At 70.9% G+C, this 26,296-nt stretch carries 24 protein-coding genes; 13 read left to right on the top strand and 11 right to left on the bottom strand.

Going from position 1 to position 26,296, the window contains the following annotated elements:
* Window positions 1-61: 61 nt before the first annotated feature.
* Together N912_RS0136110 and N912_RS56820 are read right to left on the bottom strand one after the other, a co-directional pair.
* Entirely contained in the window at window positions 62-3,475 is a 3,414-nt protein-coding gene (locus N912_RS0136110; protein ID WP_028926256.1) for a helicase-related protein, read from the bottom strand.
* A gap of 581 nt (window positions 3,476-4,056) precedes the next feature.
* Window positions 4,057-4,665 carry a L,D-transpeptidase gene (locus tag N912_RS56820; protein ID WP_156994255.1) on the bottom strand — a complete coding sequence of 203 codons (609 nt, stop codon included), beginning with the start codon at window positions 4,663-4,665 and terminating at the stop codon, window positions 4,057-4,059.
* A 1,086-nt stretch (window positions 4,666-5,751) separates the two neighbouring features.
* Between N912_RS56820 and N912_RS0136100 the strand changes: the two genes are divergently transcribed.
* From N912_RS0136100 to N912_RS56815, 5 genes are read left to right on the top strand one after another with little or no spacing between them, the layout of a single operon-like run.
* Window positions 5,752-6,375, top strand: a complete 624-nt coding sequence (locus N912_RS0136100) for a hypothetical protein (protein ID WP_028926255.1) — start codon at window positions 5,752-5,754, stop codon at window positions 6,373-6,375.
* Between the two features lie 57 nt (window positions 6,376-6,432).
* Window positions 6,433-7,056 carry a hypothetical protein gene (locus N912_RS0136095; protein ID WP_028926254.1) on the top strand — a complete coding sequence of 208 codons (624 nt, stop codon included), beginning with the start codon at window positions 6,433-6,435 and terminating at the stop codon, window positions 7,054-7,056.
* Between the two features lie 32 nt (window positions 7,057-7,088).
* A complete protein-coding gene (locus N912_RS0136090; protein WP_028926253.1) occupies window positions 7,089-7,454 on the top strand; it encodes an ArsR/SmtB family transcription factor in 366 nt (121 codons plus the stop codon).
* The gene (locus N912_RS0136085; protein WP_037068393.1) at window positions 7,451-8,053 is read left to right on the top strand and encodes a cation efflux transmembrane domain-containing protein; all 603 of its coding nucleotides are present in this window, start codon (window positions 7,451-7,453) and stop codon (window positions 8,051-8,053) included. Before N912_RS0136090 ends, N912_RS0136085 begins: the two co-directional genes overlap by 4 nt.
* A gap of 58 nt (window positions 8,054-8,111) precedes the next feature.
* Window positions 8,112-9,032 (top strand): NmrA family NAD(P)-binding protein, encoded by a 921-nt coding sequence (locus N912_RS56815; RefSeq protein WP_064745489.1) that lies wholly within the window; start codon window positions 8,112-8,114, stop codon window positions 9,030-9,032.
* Here N912_RS56815 and N912_RS0136075 read toward each other — a convergent pair.
* Genes N912_RS0136075 through N912_RS0136065 form a run of 3 tightly spaced genes read right to left on the bottom strand, consistent with a single transcriptional unit; the run spans window position 9,016 to window position 13,736 of the window.
* The gene (locus N912_RS0136075; RefSeq protein WP_028926251.1) at window positions 9,016-10,209 is read right to left on the bottom strand and encodes an MFS transporter; all 1,194 of its coding nucleotides are present in this window, start codon (window positions 10,207-10,209) and stop codon (window positions 9,016-9,018) included. The two genes, N912_RS56815 and N912_RS0136075, sit on opposite strands and share 17 nt — an antisense overlap.
* 9 nt (window positions 10,210-10,218) lie before the next feature.
* Window positions 10,219-11,967, bottom strand: a complete 1,749-nt coding sequence (locus N912_RS56810) for an ABC transporter ATP-binding protein (RefSeq protein WP_051581285.1) — start codon at window positions 11,965-11,967, stop codon at window positions 10,219-10,221.
* A 5-nt stretch (window positions 11,968-11,972) separates the two neighbouring features.
* The gene (locus N912_RS0136065; protein WP_051581284.1) at window positions 11,973-13,736 is read right to left on the bottom strand and encodes an ABC transporter ATP-binding protein; all 1,764 of its coding nucleotides are present in this window, start codon (window positions 13,734-13,736) and stop codon (window positions 11,973-11,975) included.
* A gap of 134 nt (window positions 13,737-13,870) precedes the next feature.
* Between N912_RS0136065 and N912_RS61040 the strand changes: the two genes are divergently transcribed.
* Complete coding sequence (locus N912_RS61040) at window positions 13,871-14,515, top strand: TetR/AcrR family transcriptional regulator (protein WP_084211514.1); 645 nt, start codon at window positions 13,871-13,873, stop codon at window positions 14,513-14,515.
* 83 nt (window positions 14,516-14,598) lie between these two features.
* Window positions 14,599-14,916 (top strand): hypothetical protein, encoded by a 318-nt coding sequence (locus N912_RS0136055; protein WP_037068390.1) that lies wholly within the window; start codon window positions 14,599-14,601, stop codon window positions 14,914-14,916.
* Here the strand turns inward: N912_RS0136055 and N912_RS0136050 are convergent.
* The gene (locus N912_RS0136050; protein ID WP_156994254.1) at window positions 14,903-15,493 is read right to left on the bottom strand and encodes a phosphoribosyltransferase; all 591 of its coding nucleotides are present in this window, start codon (window positions 15,491-15,493) and stop codon (window positions 14,903-14,905) included. The genes N912_RS0136055 and N912_RS0136050 overlap by 14 nt on opposite strands.
* A gap of 453 nt (window positions 15,494-15,946) precedes the next feature.
* Here N912_RS0136050 and N912_RS61035 point away from each other — a divergent pair, with 453 nt between their 5' ends.
* Both N912_RS61035 and N912_RS61030 read left to right on the top strand, forming a co-directional pair.
* Window positions 15,947-16,516, top strand: a complete 570-nt coding sequence (locus tag N912_RS61035; protein ID WP_028926247.1) for a neutral zinc metallopeptidase — start codon at window positions 15,947-15,949, stop codon at window positions 16,514-16,516.
* 83 nt (window positions 16,517-16,599) lie between these two features.
* Window positions 16,600-17,490: a DNA-processing protein DprA gene (locus N912_RS61030; protein WP_051581282.1), complete on the top strand. Its 891-nt coding sequence runs from the start codon at window positions 16,600-16,602 to the stop codon at window positions 17,488-17,490.
* 4 nt (window positions 17,491-17,494) lie between these two features.
* Here N912_RS61030 and N912_RS0136035 read toward each other — a convergent pair whose 3' ends face one another.
* From N912_RS0136035 to N912_RS56790, 3 genes are all read right to left on the bottom strand, one after another.
* Window positions 17,495-18,001 (bottom strand): GNAT family N-acetyltransferase, encoded by a 507-nt coding sequence (locus N912_RS0136035; RefSeq protein ID WP_037068529.1) that lies wholly within the window; start codon window positions 17,999-18,001, stop codon window positions 17,495-17,497.
* Window positions 18,002-18,077: 76 nt separating this feature from the next.
* Window positions 18,078-18,323 (bottom strand): hypothetical protein, encoded by a 246-nt coding sequence (locus N912_RS0136030; protein ID WP_028926245.1) that lies wholly within the window; start codon window positions 18,321-18,323, stop codon window positions 18,078-18,080.
* 97 nt (window positions 18,324-18,420) lie between these two features.
* Entirely contained in the window at window positions 18,421-19,995 is a 1,575-nt protein-coding gene (locus tag N912_RS56790) for a DHA2 family efflux MFS transporter permease subunit (protein WP_084211512.1), read from the bottom strand.
* Between the two features lie 130 nt (window positions 19,996-20,125).
* Here N912_RS56790 and N912_RS0136020 point away from each other — a divergent pair, with 130 nt between their 5' ends.
* The 3 genes from N912_RS0136020 to N912_RS0136010 all read left to right on the top strand — a co-directional run bounded on the left by N912_RS0136020 (window position 20,126) and on the right by N912_RS0136010 (window position 22,430).
* On the top strand, window positions 20,126-20,779 hold the full coding sequence (locus N912_RS0136020) for a TetR/AcrR family transcriptional regulator (RefSeq protein WP_028926244.1): 654 nt from the start codon (window positions 20,126-20,128) through the stop codon (window positions 20,777-20,779).
* Between the two features lie 116 nt (window positions 20,780-20,895).
* Window positions 20,896-21,681 (top strand): HlyD family secretion protein, encoded by a 786-nt coding sequence (locus N912_RS0136015; RefSeq protein WP_084211511.1) that lies wholly within the window; start codon window positions 20,896-20,898, stop codon window positions 21,679-21,681.
* Window positions 21,678-22,430: an SGNH/GDSL hydrolase family protein gene (locus N912_RS0136010; protein ID WP_028926242.1), complete on the top strand. Its 753-nt coding sequence runs from the start codon at window positions 21,678-21,680 to the stop codon at window positions 22,428-22,430. The genes N912_RS0136015 and N912_RS0136010 overlap by 4 nt, the downstream gene beginning before the upstream one ends.
* 57 nt (window positions 22,431-22,487) lie before the next feature.
* On the opposite strand, the gene add is transcribed toward N912_RS0136010, so the two are convergent.
* Window positions 22,488-23,516, bottom strand: a complete 1,029-nt coding sequence (gene add / locus N912_RS0136005; RefSeq protein ID WP_028926241.1) for an adenosine deaminase — start codon at window positions 23,514-23,516, stop codon at window positions 22,488-22,490.
* Window positions 23,517-23,764: 248 nt separating this feature from the next.
* Here add and N912_RS56785 point away from each other — a divergent pair, with 248 nt between their 5' ends.
* Entirely contained in the window at window positions 23,765-25,318 is a 1,554-nt protein-coding gene (locus N912_RS56785) for a 4-hydroxyphenylacetate 3-hydroxylase family protein (RefSeq protein ID WP_037068387.1), read from the top strand.
* Here N912_RS56785 and N912_RS56780 read toward each other — a convergent pair.
* The gene (locus N912_RS56780; protein ID WP_051581280.1) at window positions 25,240-26,247 is read right to left on the bottom strand and encodes a helix-turn-helix domain-containing protein; all 1,008 of its coding nucleotides are present in this window, start codon (window positions 26,245-26,247) and stop codon (window positions 25,240-25,242) included. The genes N912_RS56785 and N912_RS56780 overlap by 79 nt on opposite strands.
* Window positions 26,248-26,296 lie beyond the last annotated feature (49 nt).

The following is a 26,296-nucleotide window of genomic DNA, read 5'->3' as shown; positions in this document are numbered from 1 at the left end:
ATCTTCCTCAACAACCCGGTGACGCCCTCGAGGGCGGCTCAGGGCAGCCGGTCAGCGTACATCAGAAGGGCACCGTTGCCCTTGCCCACGTCCTGGCCCAGTCACCGCGAATGCCGGTGGCTTCGAAGTTGCCGAGGTCAGTGGTGGCGAACGGGTCGTCGAGGTAGCGGACCTCGTCGTGCCGAGGGCCACGCGGGTCGACCCGGACGAGCGCGAGGCGGTACCGGGGCACGGCGTTCTTACCGGTCATCACCTCGTTGTGGGTGACAAAGAAGTCTTTGGCACCGTCGATACGGGCCTTGACCTCGATCCGGTAGGTCTCGCCGTTCGGCGCGGTGGACAGGATGTCGAAACCCTTGTTGTTGATGGCCTGCTCGACCGGCCGCCGCCCGAGGCTCCGCTCGCGGGCCATCACCAGATCGATACCACGGCGTTCGACCACCTTGGTCTCCTTGGCATGGATGGGAACGCGGTCCGGCAGGTCGCTTTCCAGCATGCCGATGGGCAAGACGAGGGCCGCAGTGAGGATACGGGGCGGCTTCGTCGACATGAGGGCCTGCCGGTCGAGCAGTTCGAGGCGGCGGCGAAGTCGCACGTCGAGCTCCACGGCCTTGCGGTTGAGGCTTTCGGAGGACTCCTTTGGCTTCTCGCCCTTCTCCTCACGTTCCAGTGCGACCGCTGCATCGAGAAGCAGGCGCTCGCTCTCGAACGAAAGCCGCGTCATGACTAGATCCCGCGTCTTGGTCAGCTCGGCCAGGCGCCGGGGCTGAACCTCGGCGAGGTGCCGAGGCAACTGGTTGACGATGATCCAACTCATCGCCTTGTCCTCCGCGTCGGCGAGCCACGGCAGTGCACGAGCCGCTGCGACCGCAGGCGTTTCCGGAGCGGCGACACAGTCGAGATATGGCGCCGGTCCGGCCGGCGTCACGGTGCCGACGCCGTCGACGAGCGCATAGCCAAAGCGGCGGGACACGCTGGCGGCGGTGGCATCCACAACCTCCTCGATGACGCCCACGAGCACCTGCGGCTCATCAAGCGTCGGCGACACCAGCACGGTGCCGGCGCTGAGAGTATGGCCGAACCGCGTCACGGCGTGGTCCATAACCGCGTCGTGCAGCGGGTGACCAGGGGCGATCAGGTCGGCACGTACCTGACCCTCGTCCGGGGCGACGTAGGCCAGGTCGAAGGTGACCCGGTCGTAGCGAGTCGCGATGGGGCCGTGCTTGCCGTCTCGGAGGTGTGCGGGCACGTTGGCGATCTCGTAGCGCCCGTGTTCCCGCTTCGCGATCCGCCCGCCGAGCCGGACAAACGCGGTCTTGAAGGCCAGCTCGATGTAGTGCGGCTGAAGGCGTCTGGCACGGGCTTCGTCCATCGCCGCCCGGAGCGCCGCAAGGTCGGCCTCGGCCAGGTGGTCGGCGGCGAGCGCCCGCTCCTCGAGCAGTTCCTTGACGCCGTCACCGATGCTGGCGTCGATGACCTGGTGCATCTTCGCCCGGATGTCGGGGCGCTCGCCGTACTGGATCGCGTCTATCAGGAGGTCACGGAGCGGGGTTTCGGTGAACGCCTCGCCCAGAACGTCGAATACCTTGCCTCCGTACGCCTTGCGCATCTCCTCGATCTTCAGCAGCAAGCGCGTGAAGACCGCCCCCTCGCGTGTGTTGGAGGCGACCAGGTTCCAGAGCCGGCAGACCTCCTCCTGGCCGATGCGGTGGATGCGGCCGAAGCGCTGCTCGATGCGGTTCGGGTTCCAGGGGAGGTCGTAGTTGACCATCAAGTGGGCGGCCTGCAGGTTGAGCCCCTCGCCCGCGGCGTCGGTGGCGACCAGGATCTGACAGTCGCGGTTCTTGGTGAACTCCTCGGTGATCTGCCGGCGCTCGCCCCGGCGTACACCGCCGTGGATGGCTCGGACGGCGTCCGGGCGACCGAGCAGCGAGCCGATTCGGCGCTGGAGGTAGCCGAGGGTGTCGCGGTGCTCGGTGAAGATGATGAGCTTCCGTGGTCTGCCGTCCTTGTCGGTGGTGAGCGCGTTGTCCTGCAGGATCGTCGAGAGCTCGGTCCACTTGCGGTCCGTGCCCAGGTCGCGGACCTGTCTGGCCAGCGTGGTCAGCTCGGCCAGGTCGACGAGCTCGGCATCGAGCTCACTGACGGTGCGGGCGGCGGTGGCGGCGTCGAGGAGCTCGTCCTCGAGCGCCTCGATCTCTTCGGCGTTGTACTCATCCGCGTCGAGGTCGTCGAGGTCGACGGCGGGGTCAGCCTCTCGGTACGTGCCGTCCAGGATCTCCCGCTTCTTGCGCTCCAGGCGCTGCGAACGGCGCACCAGGCTCTGGTAGATCGCCTCGGGGCTAGAGGCGAGACGGCGCTGCAACACCGTGAGCGCGAAGCCGACCGTGTTCCTGCGCTTGCCGTCAAGCTTCTCCGCACGATTCATCCCGGTTCGGACGTACTCGGTGACCTGCTCGTACAGGTGGTGCTCAATGGAGGTGAGCTCGTAGGGCACGGTCTCCGCGATCCGCTCGGGAAACAGCTTCTTGCCCTCGAAGGTGAGCAGGTCCTCCTTGACCATCCGGCGCATGATGCCGTCAGTGTCGGCGGTGGCCTTGTGCCTGCCTTCGTACCGGTCACGGTCCAACAGGGTGAGGAAGAGTTGGAAATCGTCCTCCTTGCCCGAATGTGGAGTGGCAGTCATCAGCAACAAATGGCGGGTGATCTCGCCAAGACGCTCGCCGAGCTGGAAGCGCTTCGTCTTCTCCAGCTTGCCGCCGAAGTAGTGTGCTCCCATCCGGTGCGCCTCGTCGACAACGATCAGGTCCCACTCGGTCTCTGTCAGCCTCGCCTGCAGCTCGTCATTGCGAGCAAGCTGATCCATCCGCGCGATCAACATCGGGTTCGCCTCGAAGACGTCGAGGTTGACGTTTGCGTCGATGAGCTGGTTGGTGAGCAGCTCGAACCGCAGCCCGAACTTGAAGAACAACTCGTCCTGCCACTGCTCGACCAGGCCTCCCGGCGCGACGACGAGGCATCGCCGCACGTCATCGCGCAGGATCAGCTCCTTGATGTAGAGCCCGGCCATGATCGTCTTACCGGCGCCCGGGTCGTCCGCCAGGAGGAACCGCAGCGGCGTGCGCGGAAGGAGCTCACCGTAAACAGCGCGGATCTGGTGCGGCAGCGGCCGGACATCGCTCGTCGCAACCGCGAGCATGGGGTCGAACAGACCGGCAAGCCTGATCCGCTGCGCCTCGGCGGCAAGCTTGAAGTCGCTCGCCGGAGCGTCAAAGGCACGACTCTCAGACGGAGCGACCGAGAGCTTGCCCTCGTCCTCGCGGAACACTACCCGCTGCCCGAGCCCACCGGTTGTGGTCTTATAGGTCAACTCCAATGCGTCGGCCCCATGCCACTGCACAGCAATGACGGTGATGACCTCGGCAGGGACCACCCCGTTGAGCCGCAACCCTTGCTTGATCTCCTCAAGCAGCACGCGTGACCTCCCCAGCGACAGTCCGCAAGCGCTTGGTCGAAATATCTGGCGATCGCGTTACGCCTCACCAGCACCGTCAGGATACGAGTCAGGTGACCATGATTGAGGACGTTCGCCGAATCCGATTCCCTACCAGCGTACGCGGACGAGGCCGTCGAGGAAGGGCATCGCGGCGCAACGGAGTCACCCGCAGCTCGGCTGGGCACCGAGGTGCGGTCTGTGCGAGGGACCGCCGCCCGGTGGAACCACACGACCGGCCCCTGCTGTCCCGCCGGAGGTGTTCATTTGTGAGAACCCGGTGGTCGTCTCGGCCACTGACCGGGTCCGGCGACGCCGTGGCGGCACCACCGGCTACTGAGCCGGGGCGAACTGCCGACAACCGCTGACCGGCACCCGGCGACCGCGAGCTGGGACTACCGGCTCGGCGCCGCCGCATGTGAGACGCACATTGCCGTCGAGGAGGAGCACGCCATCTAAGGCCTGCTCGCCGACCGACCAAGTACCGCGCTTGTGGTCAGCCGCGATGCACCGATCGCCCGCAGCCGGGTTTCCGGCCACGGGCGATCACACGAGCTAGGCGATCAGAGGCCGCCGAGGAGGCCGCCACCGCTGTCGCCGTCGTCGTCTTCGCCCTCGTCGTCGGGGTCGGCGGGGCTGGAGTTGGCGCCTATGCGGCTGGTGGTTACTTGGACGGTGTCGCCTATGGCGAGGTTGTTGAAGAAGTAGGAGGCGTCGGTGTTGGCTAGGCGGACGCAGCCGGCGGTGCGCATGTTGGGGTCGCCGCCGCCGTGGAAGGCGTAGCCGGAGTTGCCGAAGAAGACCGAGTAGGGCATCTCGGACGGGCGGCCGGCGGCGTTGCGGGTTTCGGTGCTCAGGTGGTCGCGGTCTTTGGACGTCACCTTGTAGGTGCCGGGCGGGGTGTCCTTGCCGGGGCCGCCGGAGGTGCCTTCGACAGGGCCCTTGACGACCTTGCCGTTGCGGATCAGCCAGGCGCGGGCGTTGAAGCCGGCTTGGCCCAGGGAGACGCAGGCGGTGGTGCCTACCGCGCACGGCGTGCCGGGCACCAGGGTGGCGGCCTCGGCGCGCGGCGCGGTCACGACAGGGACCACGGCCAGTGCGGCGGCCACCGTGAGGCAGGCCCCCAGCCAGCTTGGTCGGAGAATGCGGCGGGCAGCGCGGAGCTCCGTCATGTGCTCATCCCCTTCATGCGCTCGTCCTTCCGGCAGAACCCCGACCCCTCAAAACGGTGAGACCATACCCAGGCTGATCGCTGTGACGCAGAGCGACCCCTCGGTTACTACCCGCCGTATCGCCTGTTCACCAGTGGGTGTCACCCACGTCAGTGTCTGCATTGGACATCAACTACAGATAGTGATCATCCACGCGGCGCGAGCCGCCGCAGTGTCAACCGAATGTCACCGAACACGGACCGAGTGTCATTTCTGACGGGGCGAAAAGTGCCGGCGACCGCTCGTCCGGTGCGCTCGGAGTGAGGAGGGCCACATCGCTCGCCGTGGCCACTCGTACCACTAATTCAATCGCGCACCAACTCTCGCATGGCTGCGGACGGACGGGCGTGTGGACACCTATCACTGTTGGGCTGGGGCGGCCGCGTCCGAGGTGGTTGAAAGTTGAAACTCAGGCGGTCCACGCGCCGCGAATGCCGGGAAAACGAGCGAAAGAACCGGAAACTTCCGGTCCGGACGACATGCCGGGAGCGCTGGGGAAACGCCCAATCCTGACCGTGCCCGAGCCGGCCGCGAGGCGGCGACGAAAGGAATTCAGCCAACGCCGCGAGAAACGGCTGGCCACGGACGACGATATGTATTCGGCTGACATATTTCGATGCTTCTCGAGAGCCGCACGGAATTGCGTCCACGGGCGCCGCGAGGCAATCCGGGCCGGAGCGACGCCATAGGCCCCCTCAACGCAAACCGGGGTCGGAGACCACCGCGAACGGCCTGGCCAGCAGTGTGATCAAGTGAGCGCCCAGGGGGCACAGCGCCACGGCGGCGCGCGGACGGTGCCGGCACGGGCGGTTGCTCAGGCGAAACAAGTGTCACTTGCAATGCCCGTGAGCTGTTGGCAACGGGTGGCGATAAGGGGGCTCGGGGAATGCTCAGATGAACGTGCGGATGCACATCCTCACGTCGTGTCACGAATCGTTGACGCGTCACGTAACGGTTCGGGCCTGGTGAACGTAAAGATCAGATGCCGTCGTTTCAAGTGGAGGTTGTCTGCGCTATGATCGAACTTCCTCGCTCAGGAGATTCGTCATGGCGTCCAGCGCGTTGAAGCGCGGCGTTACCGTCATGCTGGAGGGTCTCGGCATGCACCTCTGGGGCTTCCCGCCCAACCTGATGGCGCCCATCGTCATCCAGCTCGGGCCGCTGCGCGCGGCGGGCTGGTTCGTGTGGAACATGCCACGGTATGAGCGCACCCTGCGGGCGTTCGGGCCGGTCCGTACCCACCTGATCTGCACGGCGATCTCGCTGGTCAACGGGTGCCGGTACTGCACGTACGGGCACGGGCTCGCGCTGGAGTACGCCTACCTGCGCGAGTACCGCAGGCTGTTCCCGCTCAGCGAGGAGACCATCGGTGGGTTGCGCGGGCTGCCGCCCGGCGTCATCCGCCACCACATGGTCCACGCCATGCAGCGCGCCGGGCTGCACACCGAGGTGCGGTGGCTGGAGCGCGCGATCGAGCTGACCGTCGCCGAGGACCGCCGCCCGACCGACGAGGACGACGTGCGCATCTCCCACCTGGTGCGGATGTTCGGCGTACTGAACTCGGTGGGCATCGCGGACGCCACCGAGCCGGACCAGGCGCACAGCCCGCTCAACAAGGACGCCGCCCTGAAGACGCGCTACGCGAGGCTGCGAGCCGCCTCTGGAGCCTGACGCTCGGCGGGCGCGCCAGCGCCGGCGTGCCCGACAACTTGCAAGGGGGGTTCTCCGATGGCTGTCACCTGGCTGAACAGGTTGGCGTTGGCGGTGCTGGACGCCGCGCCGCGCCGCATGTGGGGGTTCTCGCCGAGGCTGATGCCCGTGCTTGCCGAGCGGCTCGGCCCGGCCCGCTCCAGCGCCTGGTTCATGTCCAACATGCCGCGCTACCAGCGCACCCTCAAGGCGTTCGGCCCGCTGCGCACCCACGTGCTGGCCACCGCGATCTCGCTGCGCAACGGCTGCCGGTACTGCACGCTCGGGCACGCCACCGCGCTGGAGCTGATCTACCTGCGCGACCGGGACAAGCTGTTTCCGCTGGACGAGAACGCCATCGCCGAGCTGGGCGGCATGGAGCCTGACGAGCTGCGGCGCCGGCTCGGTGACGCGCTGCGCCAGGCCGGGCTGGAGGAAGAGCTGCCCTGGCTGGACCGGCTGTTCGAGCTGGCCGCGAACGAGCGCACCCCCGACGGCGGCCCCGACGACGCCAGGCTTGCGCACCTGATCGACATGTTCGCCGTGCTGAACGCCTGCGGGATCGCCGGCAACGTCGAGCCGGACCAGACCCACGACGAGATCAACAAGGACACCGCCCTCAAGGAGCGCTACTCCCGGCTGCGGGCCGAGTCGAACGCCTGACACGGCGCGCCGGTGGGCGATAACATCGGTGTATGACGATGCCGAAAGCGACGGTCGCGTGCGGCTTGGAGAGGGTCGAGCTTGCGCCGGCCGCGTCGCTGTTCCGTTCGCTCGCCGACCCGGCCCGGCTGGCCATCCTGCGCCGGCTCGCCTCGGACGGGCCGGCCCGGGTGGTCGACCTGGTCGGCGCGCTCGGGCTCGCCCAGTCCACCGTGTCGCAACACCTGGCCTGCCTGCGCGACTGCGGGCTGGTGTCGTCGACGCCGGCCGGGCGGGCCTCGGTGTTCGCGCTGGCGCAGCCGGCGGTCGTGGAGGTGCTCGCGGCGGCGGAGAAGCTGCTCGCCGCCACCGGGAACGCCGTCGCGCTGTGCCCCCGGTACGGGTGCGCGGACGCATGACCACGGACGCGCGCCAAACCCAACTGACAAGGCGGATCAGGTGGCTGGTCGCCGGCACGATCGGCTACAACGTGGCCGAGGCGGTCGTGGCGGTCAGCGCCGGGGCGGCGGCCTCCTCGACGGCACTGGTCGGCTTCGGGTTGGACTCCGCGATCGAGGTCACCTCGGCGGCGGCGGTGGCCTGGCAGTTCTCCGGTACGGACCCCGAGGCGCGCGAACGCACCGCGCTGCGGGTGATCGCGGTGTCCTTCTTCGCGCTCGCCGGCTACCTGGCGGTGGAGTCGGCGCGGGCGCTGCTGGGGGCCACCGAGGCGCGGCCGTCCACCGTCGGGATCGTGCTAGCGGCGGTGTCGTTGCTGGTCATGCCGGTGCTGTCCACGGCGCAGCGGCGGGCGGGGCGCGAGCTCGGGTCGGCCAGCGCGGTCGCGGACTCCAAGCAGACGATGTTGTGCACCTACCTCTCGGCCGTGCTGCTGGTCGGCCTCGCGCTCAACGAGCTGTTCGGGCTGAGCTGGGCCGACCCGGTCGTCGCACTGGTGATCGCCGGCGTGGCCGTCAACGAGGGCCGCCGGGCCTGGCGCGGCGACGGCTGCTGCTGATCTCGCCCCCGAGAGTTAGTTGCGTCACGCGACTCACTCTGGCAGAGTCCGTTTTGTGATGAAACTTAATGAGACGATCCTGGTCACCGGGGCGGCGGGCGGACGGCAGGGCTCGACGGGATACCACGTGACGCGGCTGCTGCGCGAGCGCGGGCACGCGGTACGCGCGCTGGTGCACACCCTGGATGAGCGGTCGGACCGGCTGCGCGCGCTCGGCGCCGAGGTCGTGAAAGGCGACCTGTTGGACCCGGTGTCGGTCGCCGAGGCCATGGACGGGGTGCGGCGGTCGTACTTCACGTTCCCGGTGCAGGACGGGCTGATGGGCGCCACGGCCACGTTCGCCTCGGCGGCCCGCGAGGCCGGCAGCGAGCTGGTGGTGAACCTGTCCCAGCTGATCAGGCGCACCGGCGAGCACCGGACCCCGCACCAGCGCCGGCACTGGCTGTCCGAGCAGGTGTTCGACTGGGCGGGGGTCGGGGCGGTGCATCTGGACGCCACCGTGTTCTACGAGAACCTCCGGGCGCTGACCCGGACCAGCGTGGCCAGCGCCGGGGAGATCCGGCTGCCGTGGGGTCCGGAGACGACGACCGTCGCGATGATCGGCGCGGTGGACGTGGCCAGGGTGGCGGCCGGGCTGCTCACCGGGCCGGCGCAGCCGAACGGCACGGTGCTGCCGTTGATCGGAACGGTGGTGACGGTCGGCGAGATCGCCGAGGCGTACCGCGACGCGCTGGGCCGGCCGGTGCGCTACCGGGAGATCACCGACGAGCAGTGGGTGAGCGCGGTGTCCGCCGGCGGGATGAACCCGACGGCGGCGGAGCACCTCAGCCACCTCTGGCGGCGGCTGCGCGAAACGCCGACGGAGGAACGGGCGGAGTTCCGGGTGTCCGAGAGCATCGAGCGGATCACCGGCGCGCCGCCCACCTCGCTGCGCGAGTTCCTGGCCGAGCAGCGGGACGTGTTCACGCCGGCGTCATGACCGCGTGCGCGGGCAGCCGGGGCGCCACCCAGCGCAGCAGGCCGGCGCTGAGCAGGGCGGCCGCCGCGACCAGCAGCCACGGCAGCCAGGCGGCCACGGAGAACAGCGCGACCACCCCGGGGGCGATCACGCCGGCCACCGTGAACGCGTACTGGAACGCCGCGAGGTAGCGCCCGCGCGCCTCCCGGGGCGCGGCGGCCTCCGCGAGGGCGTTGGCCCGGCCGCTGGAGACCAGGGTCGCGGCGGCCACGATCAGCGTGCAGGCCACCAGGTACGGCGGCCTGACGCCGGCCGGGAGCAGCAACGCGGCGGCGCTCGCGGCGCACCAGACGGCCACGATCGCGGCGGCCAGGCCGATGGCGGCGGGGCGGGACAGCCGGCCGGTCGCCCGCAGTACCACGGTGCCGGCGGTGCTGGTGATCACCGTGAGCAGGGCCAGGATCGCGCCGGGCAGCCACGGCGGCGCGTGCAGGATCTCCAGGGCGTACACCGGCACGCCGACCAGGAAGAAGTCGGACGCCAGGGCGAACATCGTGGTGATCGCGATCAGGCCGAGGTACGGACGGTCACGCAGCACGCCACGCACCGGGGCGGCCGCCGAGGGCCGTGGCGGCACAGGCGGCGGCACCCGCAGCCAGAACGCCAGCAGCGCGGCGGCGACCAGGAAGCTCACCGCGTCGACACCGATGGCCACCCGGTAGCCGACCGGGCCGGCGCCGGTCAGCAGTCCGGCCACCACCAGCGCCCCGAACCCGAAGGTCGCGCCGCGCACCATGTTCGCCACGGTGAACGCCCGGTCCTTCGGCCCGTCCCCCGCCACGTCCGCGATCAGCGCGAACAGCGCGCTGTAGAACGCCTGCTGGCCGGACGCGAACAGCACCGCCGCCGTCACCACCAGCGCCACCCCGTCCGCCGCCAGGTACGCCGCCGCCCCGCCCGCCTGCAACAACTGCGCGATGACCACGACCGCCCGCGCGCCCAGCCGGTCCACCAGCCGCCCGGCCAGCGGTGGCGCCGCGAGCCCGGCCACCGTGCCCACGGTGACCGCCGTACCCGCCACCGCCAGCGGCAACCCCACCACCCGCGTGACGAACACCAGCGTCAACGGCAGGAACAGCCCCGAACCGAAGTTGTCGATACCCAACGCCACCAACAACGCGATCCAGCTCTTCCGCACCGCCCGAGACTAGACACGCGCCGCCTCGTCGGTCTGATGGGTGATCAGCTCCGCGTAGTCGCCGCCGCGCGTGAGCAGCTCGTCATGCGTTCCGGTCTCCACCACGCGGCCGCCGTCCAGCACCACGATCCGGTCGGCCGCGCGGATGGTGGACAACCGGTGCGCCACGATCAGCGTGGTGCGGCCCTGGCGGGCGGCCCGCAGCGCGCGCTGCACCACCCGCTCGTTCTCCGCGTCCAGGTTGGAGGCGGCCTCGTCCAGCACCAGGATCGGGGTGTCCGCGAGCAGCGCACGGGCGATGGTCAGCCGCTGGCGCTGCCCGCCGGAGAGCAGCGCGCCGCGCTCGCCGACCGGCGTGTCGTAGCCACCCGGCAGCTCGCTGATGAACCCGTGCGCGGCGGCGGCCACGGCGGCCCGCTCCAGCTCGGCGTCGGTGGCGTCCGGCCGCGCGAGCCGCAGGTTGGACGCGACGGTGCCGGCGAACAGGTACACCTCCTGCGGCACCACGGTGACCACCTTGTGCACCTGGTCGGCCGGCAGCTCGCGCAGGTCCGTGCCGTCCACGGTGATCCGCCCGCTGTCCGGGTCCCAGAACCGCAGCAGCAGGTTCACGCACGTGGTCTTGCCGGCGCCCGAGCTTCCGACCAGCGCGACCGTCTGACCGGCCGGGATCTCGAAGTCGACGCCCCGCAGCACGTCATCCCGGCCCGGATACCCGAAGCTCACGCCCTCGAACCTGACCGCGCCACCTCGCGGCCGCGCCACTCCCGGGACACCGCCATCACCGTGCGAGCCGTCCACGAGCGAGAGCAGCTCCAGCACCCGGCGGGCGGAGGCGCGCAGCGGGGCGAGCGTGCCGGCCATGCCGACGGCGGCGGTCACCGGGGTCAGGGCGGCGATCACCAGGGTGAGCGCGAGCGCGCCGGCGGGCAGGTCCAGCCGCCCGGCGGAGACCAGCCCGAGCACGGCGACCAGCACCGCCACCGTGGTCACCGCGACCAGCGCCTCGGTCACCGCGTCCTGCAGGCCGGTGGCGTGCGCGTGCGCGAGCCGGTAGCGCCGCAGCCGCTCGGTGCCGGACGCGATCCGCCGGTACCACGGCCCGGTGTGGCCGAACACCAGCAGCTCGCGCAGCCCCTGCACGCCGTCCACCACGTCCGCGTTGACCGCGCCGACCTCCTCGCGCAGCCGCCGCGCGCGCCGCTTGCCCAGCCGGGCCAGCCAGGTCGGCGCCACCGCCGCCGCGAGCATCCCGACCACCGCGATCGGCACCAGCACCGGGTCGATGGCGGCCAGCGCGCCCACGCTGGCGGCCCCGGTCAGTGCGGCCACCGAGGCGCCGATGCCGAGGTGGGCGAAGAACCCCTCCAGCGCGTCCACGTCGCCCATCACCACCGAGGCCATGTCGCCGGTGCGCCGGCCGTGCATCTCCCGGGGCGCCGCCCGGTGCAGCGCGTCGAACAGCTTCAGCCGCAGCTCGGCCTGCGAGCGGAACGCGAACGCGTGCCCGAACTGGCCGAGCGCCCAGTTGCCGATCGCGGACACCAGCACGGCCACGATGACGACGGCCACGGCCGGATACAGCTCGCCGACCGGGCGCCCCACCGCGGCGGCGCCGGCCAGCCAGCCGGTGGCGGCGCCGGCCACTATCGCGCCGCCGTTCTCGGCCAACGCCCCGAGCAGCGCGGCGACCAGCGCGGGCCGGCCGGCGCGCAGCTGCCCGAGCACGGTGAGCAGCGGGCGCTTGGACTCGGTCATCGGAGTCATCGGACGGGTACCTCCGCGGTGTCGTGGACGTCCTGTGCCGCGACCAGGCGGGCGTACGCGCCGCCGAGGGCCATCAGCTCCTCGTGTGTGCCGGCCTCGACGATCCGGCCGCCGTCCAGCACGACTATCTGGTCGGCGTGGCGGACAGTGGACAGCCGGTGCGCGATGACCAGGGTGGTGCGCTGCGCGGTGACCCGGTCCAGCGCGGCGGTGATGCTCGCCTCGGTGGCCGCGTCCACGCTCGCGGTGGCCTCGTCCAGCACCAGGATCGGGGTGTCCGCGAGCAGCGCCCGCGCGATGGCCAGCCGCTGCCGCTGCCCGCCGGACAGCCCCAGCCCGCGCTCGCCGAGCACGGTGTCGTAGCCGTCGGGCAGCTTCACGATGGACTCGTGGATGTTCGCCGCGGCGGCCGCCGCCTCGATCTCTTCTGTGCTCGCGCCCGGCCGCGCCATCAGCAGGTTCTCCCGCACGGTGGTGCCGAACAGGTAGGTGTCCTGGGCGACCAGCGCCACCAGCTGGCGCAGCCGGTCGGACGGGATCTCCCGCAGGTCGCGCCCGCCGATGCGCACCGCGCCGCTGTCCGGGTCGATGAACCGCAGCAGCAGCGAGGCCACCGTCGTCTTGCCGGCGCCGGACGCACCGACGACGGCCACCGTGGCCCCGGGCTCGATCTCCAGGTCGAAGTCCTCCAGGACCGGGATCCGGGCGCCGCCGTCCGCGCTCGGGTAGCCGAAGCTGACGCCCTGGAACGACACCGACGCCCTCGGAACCGAAACCGGACCGCCCCCGGGCACCGGCGGAGCGGGCGGTTCGGTCGCCAGCAGCTCGCGGATGCGGCGCGCGGCGTCGTTGGCGGCGTAGGTCGCGTGGAACGCCCCGGCCAGCACGCCGATCGGCCGCAGCGCCTCCCTGCCCAGGAACAGCGCCAGGAACATGGTGCCCACCGCGAGCCCGCCCTCGGCCACCCGGACGGCGGCCGTGGTGGCCACGGCGGCCAGGCCACCGGTGATGGCCAGAGCGTAGATCCCCCCGGTGACCAGCGCGACGGCCATCTCCCGGTTCCACTGCTTGATCAGCCGGTCCGAGGTGGTGGCCAGCTCGCGGCGCCGCTGCCCGGCCGCGCCGAACGCCTTGAGCGTGACCATGCCCTGCAGCGTGTCCAGGAACTCCGCGCCCAGCCCGAGGTAGGCGTCCATCCGCTCCTTGCCCCTGGCCTTGAGCGGACGGCTCCACAGCGGCGGCAGCACCAGCGCGCCCACCGCGAACGCCGCCACCAGCACCGCCAGCCAGCCGTCCCGAACTCCCAGCAGGACGACCACCGTGACCGGCGCGGCGATGCCGGCGATCAGCGACGGCAGGTACGAGCCGTAGTAGCCCTCCAGCGCCTCCACGCCGTCGACCAGCGCCTCCCTGATCGCCCCGGTGCGCGCGCCCGCCGTGTGCGCCGGCCCCAGCTCGGCGAGCTTGCCGAACGCCCGCGCCCGCAGCCGCTCCGTGGTGGCCGCGCCGGTGAGCTGCGCGACCACCGCGACCGCCCACAGCAGCACCATCCGCCCGACGATCAGCGCCGCCAGCCACACCAGCGGCCCGACCTGCTCGCCGAGTCCCCGCCCCGCGAGCAGCCCGCCCAACACGCCCGCCAGCAGGAACCCCTGCGCGAGGTAGCTGGCCAACACGCCCAGCCGCAACACCGTGCCGGCCGCGATGAACGGCCACACCCCCGACGCCAACGCCAGCACCGGGTTCCCCCGCCCGCTCACCGCGGCACCGCCCGCTCACCCATCGCCGCTCCCAGGTCCGTCCTCGTGTAAACCGACCCTAACTTAATGACTGACAGTCAGTCGTAGCAAGTGACTGCTCGTCGGTCAGCGGTGACCTGAGTTACCCTGCCGGCATGCCCCGAGCTGGCTCGCGCGCGGCCTCACCACCCGCGCCCCGCACCAAACCCGCCGATGAGCGCCGCCGCGACCTCCTCGACGCCGGCCTCGCCGTGTTCCTGGACCGAGGCGTCCCCGCCGCCACCCTGGACCAGATCACCCGCCGCGCCGGCGTCGCCAAGGGCACGTTCTACCTGCACTTCGAGTCCAAGGAACACCTGCTCGCCGCGCTCCAGCGCGACTGGGAAGCCAAGCTGGTCGCCCGGATCGAGACCGCCGTGGCCAACGCCGGCGGCGACTGGTCCAACCGCCTGGACGCCTGGATGGTCGCCGCGATGACCGACTACCCCACCGAGCGGGCACTGCACGACGTCCTGTTCCACCACCCGCTGCTCGCCGACCACGGCGCGGCGGCCGCCGAGCGCGCACCGGGCGGCGGCGCCCCGGACCTGGCGGACAGCCTCACCGCGCTGATCCGGGGCGGGATCGCCGACGGCGTGTTCGACACCGCCGACGCCGAGCTCACCGCGATGCTCCTGTGCAGCGCGCTGCACAGGATGTTCGACCGCATCTGGCACCGCGACGACACGCTCGCGCCCGACCGGATGACCGCCGCGACCCGCCAGCTGTTCCGCCGCGCCCTCGGCCTGCCCGACGCCTGAGCCCGTCCGGTGACACACCCGCGGACGGTACGGCTCGTTGGACGAGATGCACCGACCCGGACAGATCCGACGAGGAGGCTCGCGTGAACGATCCGATGCCGGTCGCCGCCGCGGTCCGCGAGGTGCGCGATGTGGTGGAGACGTTCCGTCGATTCGGTGTCGTGGAGCCGGGGTGGGCCGCCGTCCTGACGTCGGCGGCCGAGCGGCTGGACAACGAGCCCGACGGCCGCGACCTCGCCCGGCGGCTGCGGACGCTGCTGGCCGATGACATGCGCGCCGACCGAGCACTGGTCGACCGAGTGGCCCAGGACGTGTCAGAGTTGATCAAGGTGACCTGGCCGCAAGGCCTGCCGAGGCCCGAGGACGACGACTGGTCCTTTCCCCGGGCTACCTCCGCATAGTCCGCACCGCGCATATCCCGTACACCAGGCTCGCGCCGGCGACGACCGCGGCCCTGGCCGTCTCCCGCATGCTCTCGCCCGACCGAAATACGTCATCAACTATCAGTGCGGTCATCCCGCTCAACGAATCCCCTACCGAGAACCGGCCTCGAATCGCCTGGGCGCGCACCTCGGGGTCCGCCGACTTGGCCGGCGGTCTGAACGAATTCCCCGCCATGACCCTGATGAAGGGTTTCTCCACGTCCCTGGCGACCGTCGCCGCCATCCGCCCCGCGAACGACACCTGATCGGCGTCGTGTCCCGGGACATCCAGGACCACATCGGTCGCCCGAATCCCGGGGTGGCGCCCGATGGCGCGGCACATACGACCGACGATCTCCCGCCCAACCATTCCCTGCAGGTGCGACCGGGTCCGGTAGTTGTACTTGCCTCGGCTGACCAGCTCACCGACCTCGGTATTGGGCCATGTTGTCGGGTCGGGGTCGTCCGTCGGCCGCTTGTACCAGTCCAGGACGATCGCGGCGTGCACGTGGGCCGTGGCGGGAAGCGTGATCACCTCGGAGAGAAGCTCCAACAACTCGGTGGCGTCCTCGCGTACTGGCGATGGCGAGTGGAGCACATGTGTCCATTCCGCCTCGGATCGAGCGGGAACCCGCCCAGCCCGATATTCGGGTGCCACCCGCGTGACCTGCTCGATCATTTCGTTCGTACCGCGAAGCCAGAGATCGTGACCGTCGATACGATCCGTCTTGCACCAGCCTTCCAGCCGGTTACCTCGGCGATCCCGCCGAAATGGCTGAGCACGATGCATCGTGACTTCCATCGGATGCGGTGAAGCTACATCGTGTCACGGCTCGCTCATGTCCGGATGGAGATTGTCAAAACCGGCCGAAACCGTGCGCGCACCTCACTCCCCGCCTGCGACGCTACGGGGGTGCGAGCGGCGGCCGCGATCCTCCTGCTGATGGTGTTGGTACTCGCCGGGTGCGCACGCCCCCCGCCGCGAACGGCGACCACACCGAAGCCTCCGGTGCCGTGCCTGTCGCAGCCCGACGACGGGACGTTCGCCGCCTGCCTGAACACCGAGCTCAACCAGATCTGGGACCGAGAGTTCCGTGCCACCGGGGGCCGATACACCGAGGCGCGGCTCACCGTGGGCGAGGAGCGCACCGAGGACGGCGGACCCGACCGCGCCTTCTACCGTCCGCGCAGCGGCGTCCACCTCCCGACCCGGTACCTCGATGCGGTGCACAACGCCCACGGCCCCGTCGCCCAGGTGGTCCTGACCTTCACGATGGCCCACGAGAGCGGCCACCATGTCCAGTTCCTCCTGCATCCTCGGACCGGCGCGACGGTGAACGAGCGAGAGGCACAGGCCGACTGCTACGCCGGGGTGTGGGCACGCAAAGAGGCGGAGGCCGGCGGGCTGGACATCGAGCGGTTCCGGGCGGCGACGAATGCCGAGATGGACCGACTCTCGACCTACCCGGACGAGACGGCCACCCACGGCGGCCCGGACCAACGGCTCGTGTCGCTCGACAAGGGCCTGCGGTCGGGGAACCCGGCGACCTGCGATGTTGGCCAGCTGACCTGGGGCTGACGGCGGTGGTTGCCATCCGGCGAGACCCGGAGGAGCATATCGAACATGCGTTCGCAGTCCGGTATGGAGGAGCGTAACCCGGCATGGATGAGGTGACGAGGCTGCGGCTGGCGCTGGCCGCGACCCGGCCGGGCGTCGGGCGCGGGTTGACCAAACGGGTCCACCGTGATGGCCCGGCGGCCCTCGGCGCCGTCTTCGACGGCCTCGATCACGAGGAACAACAGGACATCCGACGCCGGGCCGACGAGCTCGGCCAGCGGGGCGTCGGCGCCCTGGTGTACGGCGTCGGCGGGTACCCGCGACGGCTGGCCTGCCACCCGGACGGGCCGGTCGCGCTGTTCTATCGGGGACCGCTCGACCTGTTGGAACGACCGGCGGTCGGGGTATGTGGGGCGCGGAACGTCAGCGACCAGGGGCTCCGTGCCGCCGCCGCGTGCGGTGAGATCGCCGCCGTTCACGGCGTGGTGTCGGTGTCCGGGTACGCCCGAGGCGTGGATATGGCCGCGCACATCGCCAGCCTGCGGGCGGGCGGGGAGACGGTCATCGCGATCCCGGAAGGTATTGATCACTTCCGGGTGCGGAAGGAGGGGATCGGCGAGGTGTGGGACGAGCGGCGCACGCTGGTCGTCTCTCAGTTCGCGCCGGCACAGCCGTGGACGGTCGGCGGCGCGATGGCGCGGAACTCCGTGATCATCGGGTTGAGCATGGCGCTTGTCGCGGTGGAAGCCGGCGATAAGGGCGGCACCCTGGCGGCCGGATCACGAGCCCTGGAGACCGGCCGCGACGTGTGGGCCATGCAACCCGGCGGAACGGCGACCGGCACGCGGGTCCTGGTCGAGCGGGGCGCGGTCCCGGTCGACACCCGCGCGGATCTGACCGCCCGCATGGCCGGCCTGCGCCACACCGACGACGAGCCCGGGCCGGCGCCGAACAAGGGCCTGTTCGATCTCGAGGTATCCACCTCGGCGCCTTGACCGGCTACCAGACGTCGCCCTCGCGCCAGTCGCAGGTGAGCTCGCCGTCCAGGTCCAGCGGGACGGTCCGCGTCACCGGAAGCACGTACAGGGCGCCGTCCTCCTCCTCGGTGCGGACGACGCCGGTCGGGGTCAGCGCGGAGCTCGGCCCGCGCCACAGTTGCCAGCCGCGCGCCGCGTAGAACTCCCCGGCCTCGTCGGCGGCGCACAGCGCGCCCAGCTCGTACGCGCCGTGCACCACCCGCTCCAGGGCGTTCATCACCGCCGCGCCGTGCCCCTGCCCGCGCCGGTCGGCACGCACCCCGACCGCCTCCACATACCCGGTGCGCAGCGCCCGGCCGCCGTGCATGATCCGCCGCTGGACCACCGAGCCGTACCCGATCAGCTCGGCGCCGTCCCAGACCATGGCGTTGACCCCGCCCAGCGAGTGCTCCCAGTCCTGCTCCGAGAGGTCCCCCTCGAACACGTCATGGAGCAACGCCCTGGCGGTGGCCAGCGTGTCGACGTCCATGTCGGCGGTGTGCGCGGTACATACCTTGATCACCCCCGCATCCTGCGCGCCTCGCCGAACGCGCGACAACAAGGTTTCAGTCGGGCTCGGGGGCGGCGGCTCGCACCCAGCGGCACCAGTTCGGCGGCTCCATCCCGACGGCCCCGGCCCAACAGCTCAGGCCCAGCAGCTCCAGCTCGACGGCGCCCATCCAGCGGCTCCGCCCGGGCGAACCCGACGACCGGGCCTCGGCGCACCGGGTCTCGGCGGCCCGGGTCTCGGCGGCCCGGGCCTCCCCCGACGGCCTCGCACCGACCCCGCGCACCCGACCGAACAACGTCACCCCAACGACCTCGACTTTCACGTACCAACGTCATCAGCTCCCCGATACCGATGACCGCCACGACCACGATTCGGTTGCCCCCGGTTTCGTCATGGCCTCAATGGGCGCCGACCAGGCCATCGGTACGGGCGGAGCCCTCACGCGGCGCCGGCGGGCGCGCGGCGGCGGGCGGGGGCGCGGACGACGGCGGACCGGAGCGCATCCACAGCGCGAGCACGGCTCCGACCAGCGTGAACGCGGCGGTCACCAGGAAGATGTCGCTGTACGAGCCGGCCAGCACGTGCAGCTGGAACTCCCGGTACAGCGCGTACATTCCCGTCAGGTTCCGCCCGTCGGGCGGGCCGAGCACGGGCACCTCGGCGACGCGCGCCTGGCCGAACAGCGCCCCCCGGTCCGCACTGAGCTGGGCCTGTCGCATGCTGGCGATCGAGGCGAGCACGGCCAGCCCGAGCGCCCCGGACACCTGCCGCGCCACGTTGTTCAGCGCGCTGCCCTGGTTGACCTTCTCGGGCGGCAGGCCGGCGATGCCGGCCGTCATGATCGGCATCATGGCCAGGCCCATGCCGACCGCCCGCACGCAGGTCCAGAAGACCACCGCGCCTTCGGTCATGGCCGGCGTGACGCCGCAGAGCAGGTACGTCCCGTAGGCCGAGAGGGCCATCCCGACCACGGCCAGCCAGCGCGGGCCGATCTTGTCGTAGAGCTTGCCCGCGACCGGCATCAGCACGCCGACCACCAGCGCCTGCGGCAGGATCCGCAGCCCGGCCTCGAACGCCGTCAGCCCCTGGCCCTGCTGCAGGAACACCGGCACGTAGAACAGCACGCCCATCAGGCCGACCTGCAGGATCGCCAACAGCAGCAGCGAGTTCGTGAACGGCCAGTACCGGAACACGCGCACGTCCAGCAGCGGGTGCTCCACCTCCAGCTCGATGATCACGAACAGCGCCAGCAGGAGCAGCCCGGCGGTGATCAGGATCAGCACCCGGTAGGAGCTCCAGCCCCAGTCCTCGGCCTTGGAGAACGCCAGCAGGATGGCGAACAGGCCGGACCCCACCGCCAGGAAGCCGAGCACGTCGAACCGCCGGCGCGGCCCCTTCGGGAACCGGGGCAGCACCCCGTACGCGGCCACCATGCCGAGGATCCCGACCGGGACGTTGATGTAGAAGATCAACCGCCAGTCGGTGTGCTCGACCAGGTAGCCGCCGAGCACCGGGCCGGCCGCCGGGGCGAACACGATCCCCAGCCCGTACATGCCCATCGCCGCGCCGATCTTCTCCTTCGGCACGATCCGGTACACCAGGGTCAGCGTGATCACCGGCAGGATGCCGCCGGGGACGGCCTGCAGCACCCGGAACGCGATCAGGCTGTCCAGGTTCCAGGCCAGCCCGCACAGCGCCGAGCCGGCCGCGAAGCCGAGCAGGGATGCCTGGTAGACCCGGGTCAGCCCGAACCGGTCGCCGGCCCAGCTGCTCAGCGGCACCACCACGCCCAGCGTCAGGGTGTACGCGGTGGCCACCCAGAGCACGTCCTCCAGGGTGGTGCCCAGGTCCTTCTGGATCGCCGGGATGGCCACGTTCACGATCGTCACGTCCAGCACGGACATGAACATCCCGACGATGAGCACCGCGAGTGAGAGACCCCACCGCCCGGGCGACGACTCTGAGCCGGCCATGTGGCTATCCTGACATAGAGGCCTTAGGGTTCTCTAGTAGGGACTCCGATGTATCTGACGTAGGTACCCACCACACCTAAGATCGCTGTCATAGGGTGTCACCCCGACGACGGCGGCGGGCGGAAACGACATGACCACCATGCGACCCGACCCCGAGACGACGGACCAGGACTGCGACCACCGCACCCGGTCCCGGCGGCGGGGCGACACCTTGAACACGGCGATCTACGCCGCGACCCTCGCCGAGCTCGCCGAGGTCGGCTACGCGGACCTGACCATGAAGGGCATCGCGCACCGCGCACGGGCCAGCAAGGGCTCGCTGTACCGCCGCTGGCCCAACCTCGCCGAGCTGGTGGTGGACGCGATCTACGAGCAGGGACCGCTGCCGGTGATGGAGCTGCCCGACACCGGGAGCGTGCGGGAGGACATCCTCGGGTTCCTGCGCCGGTTCGCCGTGGCGCTCAACGGCACCTCCGGCGAGGCGATCCGGGGCCTGATGACGGCGGTGCTCAAACACCCCGAGCTGATGGCCGTGATCCGAAACCGGTTCATCGAACCGGGAACAGAGTTCATGCTCGAGGTGTTGCGACGGGGAGTGGTCAGGGGTGAGGTCCGCCCCACCGCGCTGACGCCGAGGGTCGCCACGGTCGGGCACGACCTGCTGCGCCAGCACGTGTTGCTGCACGGTCCCCCGGTCGAGGACGCCGTGCTGGTGGAGATCGTGGACGAGGTGGTCATGCCGCTGATCAGCGCAAGGGGCGGCGCCGCCCACCCCCGTCCATGATCACCCGATCCGGGCCATAACGGAATTACTGTTGCGCGCGACACTCGACCTTACTGAACGACCCTTAATAGGATACGGTGGGTACTCTAAGCGTGAGTAACCAAGGGGAGGGCATCATGGAAGGCCCCGCGCCCGGACCGGGCACAGCCACCGAGGACAAGCCGGAGACGAACGGCGCGGCACCCGCGTCCACGAACGGCTCGGCGAACGGGACGGCACCCGCCCCGCCAGCGAAGAAGTCCATGAAGCGATCCACCAAGATCGCCGTGAGCATCATCGGGGTCCTGGTGCTGCTGGCCGCGCTCGGCTTCGGCGGAGCGTACTTCATGTACTCGCGCCAGTTCGTGAGCACCGACAACGCCCAGGTCGACGGCGACAAGGTCCAGATCGTGGCCCCGGTCACCGGGACGCTGGTGGACTGGCGCGGCGGCCAGGGCACGCAGGTGAAGAAGGACCAGGTGGTCGGGCGGGTCAAGCAGCAGATGGGCTTCGCCCAGCCGCAGCGGATCATCAAGGCCCCCGGCAACGGCACCATCGCGGTGGACAACGGCGTGGAGGGCACCTGGGTGACCGCCGGTACCCAGCTGGCCACCGCCTACGACCTGAACAACATCTTCATCACCGCCCGGGTGGACGAGACCGACGTGCGCGACGTGCGCCCCGGCGCGATGGTCGACGTCAGCGTCGACGCGTTCGGCAGCACCCCGGTGACGGGCATCGTGAGCGAGGTGCAGGGCGCGGCGGCCGGCGTGTTCTCGCTGTTCCCCGAGTCCAACAGCTCGGGCAACTTCCAGAAGGTCACCCAGGTCATCCCGGTCAAGATCCTGATCACCAACAGCAACGGGCTGACCCTGGTGCCCGGCATGAACGTCACGGTCAAGATCCACAAGCCTGGTACGTGACCTACTCCCGTTACGTCGCGCTCGGGGACAGCCAGACCGAGGGCATCGGCGACGGCGACGACACCAGCGGCCACCGCGGCTGGGCCGATCGCCTCGCCGAGCACCTCGCGGCGGTGAACCCCGAGCTTCGCTATGCCAACCTCGCGGTGCGCGGCCGGCTGGCCGGCCAGGTCCGCGCCGAGCAGCTCGAGCCCGCGCTGCGCCTGCAGCCGGACCTGGCCTCGGTGGTGGCCGGGCTCAACGACCTGATCCGGCCGGGGTTCGACGCCGCGCGCATCGCCGCCACCCTGGAGGACATGTTCGCCGCGCTGACCTCCGCCGGGGCGCAGGTGGTGACCGTGACCTACCCGGACGTCACCGCGATCGCGCCCCTGGTCCGCCGGCTGAGCCCCCGGGTCCACGACTTCAACACCCGGATCCACGACGCGGCCGCCCGGCACGGCGTCACAGTGGTCGAGGCCCCCGCCGCGTTCGCCACCGACCCGCGCCTGTGGTGCGCCGACCGGCTGCACCTGAGCTCGCTCGGGCACACCATGGCCGCCGCCGAGATCGCCCGCAAGCTCGGCCTCCCGACCACCGCCGACCAGCCGTTACCGCCGCTCCCCCCACCGGCGACATGGCGCGTCGTCGCCACCGAACTGCGCTGGCTGGCCACCTTCGTCGGCCCGTGGCTCTACCGCCGCGCGCGCGGCCGCTCCTCCGGCGACGGCCGCACCCCGAAACGCCCCGCCCTCACCCCCGTCCGCTAAACCCCCCCCCGCGAGTCGGGGATTTCATCACAGTGAGTCGGGGTTTTCGGCACACCCCTACCCTCGGACCGACGCGACCACCTCGTCGATCTCCGCGAGGATCCGGCCGCGCAGCTCCGTCGAGCAGAACGCCACCCGCGCGCCGGTCCTGGCGATGGCGGCGAGCTCCTCCACGCCCAGGCCGAACACGTCGTGGCAGAGCTGGTACTCGGTGGTCATGTCGTTGTGGAACATGCCGGGGTCGTCGGTGGCCAGCGTCACCGGGACGCCGGCGGCGAGCAGCGTGGGCAGCGGGTGCTCGGCCAGCGACGCGACGGCGCCGGTGGCCACGTTCGAGCTCGGGCAGACCTCCAGGGCGATGTCCCGGGAGGCGAGGTGTTCGAGCAGCTTGGGGTCGGTGGCCGAGCCGATGCCGTGGCCGATCCGTTCCGCGCCCAGCTCGCGGACCGCGGCCCAGACCTCGGCCGGGCCGACGGTCTCGCCGGCATGCGGCAGGCAGTGCAGGCCGGCGTCGCGGGCGCGGCGGAACGCGGGCGCGAAGTCGGCCCTGCTGACCCCGACCTCGGGGCCGCCCAGCCCGAGGCCGACGGTGCCCTCCGGGCGGTACTTGATGGCGAAGTCGACGGTCTCCTCCGCGCCGGCGGGGCCGAGCACGGAGTCCGCGTCGAAGATCCAGTTCAGCACCACGCCGTGCCGCTCGCGGGCCAGCGCGCGCCCGTCCACCAGCGCCTGCGCCAGGTCGTCGTAGCCGATCCCGGCCATCCGGTTGCGCACCGCGGTGACCTGGACCTCGGCGTAGCGCACGGTGCGCGCGGCCAGCTCGGCGGCCAGGCCATCGAGCAGGGTGACCACGTCCGCGCCGGTGGTGACCAGGTGGTTCACCAGGTGGTAGATGTCCAGGAAGTGCGGGAAGTCGGTGAACGTGTAGAACCGGCGCAGTTCCTCGCGGTCGGTCGGGACGCCGCCGTCGGGGTGGCGGCGGGCCAGCGCGAGGGTGGTGTCGATCGAGGCGGAGCCGACCAGGTGCAGGTGGAGCTCGACCTTGGGCAGGGCGGCCGCGAACGCGGCGAAGTCGGTGCCGGGCATGACAAGGGCCTTTCCGAACGGGGTTCCGGGGTAGGGGCGCGGGGCCACAACTACCAGTCGGCGTCCATCCGGTCGTAGCACTCGCCGTAGAGCGGGCGGGGCAGCAGCGCGGCGCGGTACAGCATCACCGGTGACCATGGCACATCCCCCGCCCGGCCGCGATCCAATAACGGCCCTTGAGTCCGTCCAGCGGGCGGGTTAGGCAGGTCGCGTCAGCTCGTCACCCCTCATTCGCGAGGAGACTCGACGTGGCAGTCCAGCAGGAATCACGAACCACCCGGCCGCTGACCGGCGCGGAGTACATCGAGAGCCTCCGCGACGGGCGTGAGGTGTTCATCTATGGCGACCGGGTCGCGGACGTCACCACGCACCCGGCGTTCCGCAACTCGGTGCGCAGCACGGCGCGGCTGTACGACGCGCTGCACGACCCCGACCGGCGCGACGTGCTGACCGCGCCGACCGACACCGGCACCGACGGGTTCACCCACCCGTTCTTCCGCACCCCGCGCTCGGGCGCCGACCTGCTCGCCGACCGGGACGCGATCGCGGCCTGGGCCCGGATGAGCTACGGCTGGCTGGGGCGCAGCCCGGACTACAAGGCGGCGTTCCTGGGGACGCTCGGCGCGAACTCGGAGTTCTACGCGCCGTTCGCGGACAACGCCCGGCGCTGGTACGCCGAGTCGCAGGAGAAGGTCCTGTACTGGAACCACGCGATCATCAACCCGCCGGTGGACCGGGACCGCCCTCCGGACGAGGTGGACGACGTGTTCATGCACGTCGAGCAGGAGCGCGACGACGGGCTGGTCGTGTCCGGCGCGAAGGTGGTGGCCACCGGCTCGGCGATCACCCACTACAACTTCATCGCCCACTACGGGCTGCCGGTGAAGAAGCGGGAGTTCGCGCTGGTCTGCACGGTGCCGATGGGCGCGCCGGGGATGAAGCTGATCTGCCGGACCTCGTACGCCCAGGCGGCGGACGCCATGTCCAGCCCGTTCGACCACCCGCTGTCGTCGCGGTTCGACGAGAACGACACGATCTTCGTGTTGGATCGGGTGACGATCCCGTGGGAGAACGTGTTCATCTACGGCGACCCGGAGAAGGCCAGCACGTTCTTCCCCGGCTCGGGGTTCCTGCACCGGTTCACCTTCCACGGCGTGACCCGGCTGGCGGTCAAGCTGGACTTCATCGCCGGGCTGTTGATGAAGGGCGTGGCGGCGACCGGCACCAAGGACTTCCGGGGCGTGCAGAGCCGGGTCGGCGAGGTGATCGGCTGGCGCAACATGTTCTGGGCGCTGTCCGACGCGATGGCCGCGCGCCCGGACCCGTGGATCGACGGCGCGGTGCTGCCGCACCTGGACTATGGGCTGGCCTACCGCTGGTTCATGACCGTCGGCTACCCCCGGGTGCGGGAGATCATCCTGCAGGATCTGGGCAGCGCGCTGATCTACCTGCCCTCGCACGCCAGGGACTTCTCCTCCCCCGAGCTGCGGCCGTACCTGGACCGGTTCGTGCGCGGCTCGGGCGGCATGGATGCCGTCGAGCGGGTCAAGCTGATGAAGTTGATCTGGGACTCGGTGGGCTCGGAGTTCGGCGGCCGGCACGAGCTGTACGAGCGCAACTACTCGGGCAACCATGAGGCGGTGCGCGCCGAGCTGCTGCTCGCGGCCGAGCGGTCCGGCGCGGCGGACGCGATGAAGGGGTTCGCGGAGCAGTGCATGGCGGACTACGACCTGGACGGGTGGACGGCGCCCGATCTGATCGACAACGGGGACGTCTCGGTGTTCCGGAAGGCGCGGCGGTAGCCGGCGGGGGTGGTGCGCAGGGCACCGTGGAAGCGCCGGCGCAGGTTGGTGGCCGAGCCGAGGCCGACGCGCACGGCGATGGCGTCCACCGAGAGGTCGGTGTCCTCCAGCAGCGCCCGGGTGGCGTTGATCCGTTGGGTGAGCAGCCAGCGGCCGGGGCTGGTGCCGAGTTGTTCGGCGAACCTGCGGGCCAGGGTTCGGGGTGAGATGCGCAGGTGGGCGGCCATGTCGTCGATGCCGATCGGCGTGTGGAGGCGGGCGGAGCACCAGTCCAGCAGCTCGGCCAGGGAGCCCTCCGGGCGGGGCGCGGACGGTGGGGTCACGAACTGGGCCTGGCCGCCCTCGCGGTGCGGCGGCATGACCATGGACCTGGCCAGCGCGGCGGCATGGGCGGCTCCGTGGTCGGCGCGGACCAGGTGCAGGCACAGGTCGATGCCGGCGCCGGCTCCCGCGCTGGTCGCCACGTCGCCGTGGTCGATGTAGAGCACGTCCGGGTCGACCAGCACGCGCGGGAACAGTTCGCGCAACCGATCGGCGCCGGCCCAGTGCGTGGTGGCCCGGCGCCCGTCCAACAGCCCGGTCTGGGCCAGCGCGAACGCGCCCGTACAGATGCTGACCAGCCGGGCGCCGCGCCGGTGCGCCGTGCGCAGCGCGGTGGTCAGGGCGGGCGAGAGCGGCGTCTCCACCGGCAGCCAGCCGGGGATGACGACGGTGTCCGCTCTCGCCAGCGCGGACAGGCCGTGAGGCACGACCATGTCGTACCCGGCGGTGGTCGGCACCGGGCCGGGGTGCTCGGTGCACACGGTGAAGTCGTAGCGGCCGGCCACCCCGGGGCGGGCGGTGCCGAACACGTCCGCCGCGCAGCCGAGCTCGAACGGCGACTGCGGCGCACGGACCAGCGCGACCACGCGATGGCGCCGGGTCCCCATGGCAAGAAAGTACCTCATAACGTCGTTTCAGACACTGGGTGGCGAGCTG

Source organism: Actinospineispora acaciae DSM 45401 (genome assembly GCF_000620785.1).
In the GTDB taxonomy this organism is placed as follows: domain Bacteria; phylum Actinomycetota; class Actinomycetes; order Mycobacteriales; family Pseudonocardiaceae; genus Pseudonocardia; species Pseudonocardia acaciae.
The sequence above is the reverse complement of the archived record's forward strand: the minus strand, read 5'-3'. Positions and strand labels throughout refer to the sequence as shown.